The organism is Longimicrobium sp., from assembly GCF_036387355.1.
Taxonomy (GTDB): Bacteria; Gemmatimonadota; Gemmatimonadetes; order Longimicrobiales; family Longimicrobiaceae; genus Longimicrobium.
The window spans coordinates 1-3,759 of record NZ_DASVTX010000190.1 but is presented as its reverse complement, the minus strand read 5'-3'; the positions used below and the strand labels follow the sequence as shown (position 1 = coordinate 3,759).

The following is a 3,759-nucleotide window of genomic DNA, read 5'->3' as shown; positions in this document are numbered from 1 at the left end:
CATATCAGCAGGCCGCCAGCCCTCACCCCTCCATCCGCACCACCACACCCTCACCCCCGCGCAGCTCAAGGCGCCCCTGCACATCCTCATCCGCGCGGTCCAGGGCGGTGGAAAGGAGCAGGCGGCCTGTTCCGACGATCTCCACCGAGGCCGGCGTTGCGCCCAGGTTCAGGGCGACGAGAAGGCGGTCCTGGCCGTGCGTGCGGGTGTACGCGAACACGTCGCCCGCGGCGGGCACGGGCGCCCAATCGCCCAGCGCCAGCGCGGGCTCGGCGCGGCGCAGGGCCAGCAGCGCGCGGTGCAGCGCCAGCATGGAGCGCGGTTCATCCGCCTGCGCGGCCACGTTCACCCGCTCCCAGTCCTCCGCCAGCGGAAGCCACGGCTCCGCCTCGCTGAATCCCGCGTTGGGCTCCGCGCTCCACTGCATGGGCGTGCGCACCGGGTCGCGCCCCAGCCCGCGGCCGGGCAGGTTCAGCTCCCACGGATCGCGCACCCGGTCCGGCGGAATGACCGCGTTGCGCATCCCGATCTCGTCGCCGTAGTACACCGTCGGCGTGCCGCGCAGCGTCAGCAGCAGCATGGCCGCCACCCGCGCCTGCGCCGGCCCCACCCGGCTGGCCACGCGCATGCGATCATGGTTGCCCAGCACCCAGTTGGGCCACGCGCCCTCCGGCAGCAGGCTCTCGTACCGCGTCACCGCCGCCTCCAGCGCGCGCGCGTTCCACGGCAGCTTGATCAGCTGGAAGTTGTAGGGGAAGTGGACGCCGCGCCCGTCCTGGCCGTAGTAGGCCATCACGCGCTCCACCTCATTGTAGATCTCCCCGATCAGCACGCGCTCGCCGGGGTATCCGTCCACCACCTCGCGCATGCGCGCGATCACCTCGTGCACGCCGGGCTGGTCGGTGCTGTGCTCGCGCAGCAGGCGCTCGTACGGATCGTCGCGCCCCTCCACGTACGCGGGATTGGGCGGATTGTCGCGCATCGCCTCGTCCTTGATCACCGCCTGCACCGCATCCACCCGCACGCCGTCCGCGCCCCGGTTCAGCCAGAAGCGCAGCACCTGCACCATCGCATCCACCACCTCCGGATTGCGCCAGTTGAGGTCCGGCTGCTCGCGCAGAAAGGTGTGCAGGTAGTACTGCCGGGTGTGCGCGTCCCACGTCCACGCGCTGCCGCCGAACGCGCTCACCCAGTTGTTGGGCGGCCCGCCGTCCGGCGCCGGGTCGCGCCACACGTACCAGTCGCGCCGCTCCGCCTCGCGCGACAGGCGCGAGGCCAGAAACCACGGATGGCGGTGCGAGGTGTGATTGGGGATGTAATCCACGATGACGCGGATGCCCCGCGCGTGCGCCTCGCGGACGATGTCGTCAAAGTCCACGATGCCGCCGTACGCCCGGTCCACCGCGCAGTGGTCGGTCACGTCGTACCCGAAGTCCGCCATGGGCGACGGGTAGAACGGGCTGATCCACACGGCGTCCACCCCCAGCCACGCCAGGTGGTCCAGCCGGCGCACGATCCCCGGCAGGTCGCCGATTCCGTCCCCGTTGGTATCCTGAAAGGAGCGCGGGTAGATCTGGTAGATCACCCCGCGCCGCCACCACGGCGCCTCGCCGCCACCCGTGCTTTCGATTGCCGCGTCCGTCATCCCGGTTGGCCGATGGTCCCCAATTGCGGCAGCACCCGCTCGCCGAACACGTCGATGAACCGCTCCTGCTCTTCGCGATGGACGCAGTGCAGGTTGATCTCCGCGTACCCCATCTGCACGTCTTCCGCCAGCCACTCCAGGTGCTGCTCCGGATCGGCGCTGATGCGCATCTTCTCCGCCATGTCCTCCTGCTTGACCGCCTCGCCCAGCGCCTCGAAGTGCGCCGGCGTCCGCAGTTCCGCCAGAACCGGCGGCGGGAGCTTTACCGTCCGCCACTGCTCGTAGGCGCCACGCTCCGCCTCGTCGTACGTCCTGGCGAACGACAGCTGCGCCTGCAGGTAGATGGGCTTCCCTTCCCCGCCGCCGCGGCGGAAGGCGTCGATCATCTTCTGCATCCCCTCGCGGTCACGGACGGTGGTGATCATGCCGTCCGCCCAGCCGCCCAGCCACTCCGCCGTTTCGGGCGAGAGCGCCGCGCCCACGATCTTCGGCGGCTCGGCCGGGAGCGAGTACAGGCGCGCTTCTTCGACCGTGATCAGGCCGCGGTGGGTGACCGTTTCGCCCGCCCACAGCGCGCGGATGATCTCACATCCCTCCTTCAGCCGCGCGTTGCGGTCCGCCTTGATGGGCCACTTCTCGCCCACGATCCCCTCGTTCAGCAGCTCGCCGCTGCCCGGCGCGATCCAGAACCGGCCGGGGAACATCTCCGCCAGCGTGGCCGCCGCCTGCGCGATGATGGCCGGGCTGTACCGCCACCCGCCGGGCACGGTGACGGCGCCAAAGGAGAGCGACGTGGCCTGCAGCGCCGCGCCCAGCCAGCTCCACGCAAAGCCGCTGTGCCCCTGCGCCCCGGTCCAGGGGTGGAAGTGGTCCGAGCACATGGCGGACTGGAACCCCGCCTGCTCCGCGCGCACGACCAGGTCCAGCAGCCGGCTGGGCGCGTACTGCTCGTGGCTGCAGTGGTAGCCAATGCGCGTCATCGGGTACCGGACTGGCCGGTGATGGCGATCACTTCCCCCGTGATGTACCGCGCGTCAGCCGAGGCCAGGTACACGTACGAGGTGGCGATCTCAATGGGCTGCGCGGGGCGCTTCCAGAAGGTGTCCTCGCCGAACGTGGCGACGTTCTCCGGGCTCATGGTCGCGGGGATGAGGGGCGTCCACACGGGGCCGGGCGCCACGCAGTTCACGCGAATCCCCTTGTCGGCGATGCTCTCCGCGAGCGTCCGGGTAAAGGTGTGGATGGCTCCCTTGGTGGACGAGTAGTCGATGAGCCCCGGGTTGCCCTCCATGGCCGTCACGGAGCCGGTGTTGATGATGCACCCGCCCGCCTTCAGGTGCTTCATTGCCGCCTGCGCCATGAAGATGTAGCCGTAGATGTTGGTGCGGAACGTCCGGTCGATCTGTTCCTCGGTGAGGTCTTCAATCCCCTTCTGCTCCATCTGGTACGCCGCGTTGTTCACCAGGACGTCCAGCCGGCCGAACTCGTTGGCCGCCATGTCGACGAACTCGCGGCAGGCCTGCTGGCTGCGCACGTCGAAGCGGTGCACCAGGCAGCGGCGGCCGGCGGCTTCCACGTGGCGCCGCGTTTCCTGCGCGTCTACGTCCTCCTGCTCGCTCAGGTAGCCGATGGCCACGTCGGCGCCTTCCTTGGCGAACGCGATGGCGACCGCCCGCCCGATCCCGCTGTCGCCGCCGGTGATGATGGCGGCCAGGCCGGCGAGCTTGCCGCACCCGTCGTAGCTTTCTTCGCCGTGGTCCGCCTTGCGGTGCATGGCGGCGTCGGTGCCGGGATAGGGCTGTTCCGTGTCTTTTTTGGACACGGTGGGGCCGTGCATGGGATTGCGGTCCAGCATAGGTATAACTCCCGATCCGGGGATGGGTGGTACGATTGGGAGCGCGGCGCGGTTGCAGGGAGCATACCGGGGGAGGGACAGGGAACTGCAGGGAATAGGGAATAGGGAATAGGGAATAGGGGCGGCGGTGCGGATTCGGGGTCGGCGCGGTTCCGCCGGCTGTGGCCCTCACCCGGCCGCGCTGAGACGCGTCCACCCTCTCCCACGAACAGATGTGGGAGAGGGGGCACACCCCAACGGCGCCCCTCCACCGGCCCCT

At 69.8% G+C, this 3,759-nt stretch carries 3 protein-coding genes; all 3 read right to left on the bottom strand.

Going from position 1 to position 3,759, the window contains the following annotated elements; genetic code table 11:
- Positions 1-22: 22 nt before the first annotated feature.
- The 3 genes from VF665_RS08490 to VF665_RS08480 are packed head-to-tail and all read right to left on the bottom strand — an operon-like array spanning position 23 to position 3,500.
- Positions 23-1,645 (bottom strand): alpha-amylase family glycosyl hydrolase, encoded by a 1,623-nt coding sequence (locus tag VF665_RS08490; RefSeq protein WP_331052983.1) that lies wholly within the window; start codon positions 1,643-1,645, stop codon positions 23-25.
- On the bottom strand, positions 1,642-2,625 hold the full coding sequence (locus VF665_RS08485; protein ID WP_331052982.1) for a TIGR03885 family FMN-dependent LLM class oxidoreductase: 984 nt from the start codon (positions 2,623-2,625) through the stop codon (positions 1,642-1,644). The genes VF665_RS08490 and VF665_RS08485 overlap by 4 nt, the downstream gene beginning before the upstream one ends.
- Entirely contained in the window at positions 2,622-3,500 is an 879-nt protein-coding gene (locus VF665_RS08480) for an SDR family oxidoreductase (RefSeq protein ID WP_331052981.1), read from the bottom strand. The genes VF665_RS08485 and VF665_RS08480 overlap by 4 nt, the downstream gene beginning before the upstream one ends.
- Positions 3,501-3,759: the final 259 nt, after the last annotated feature.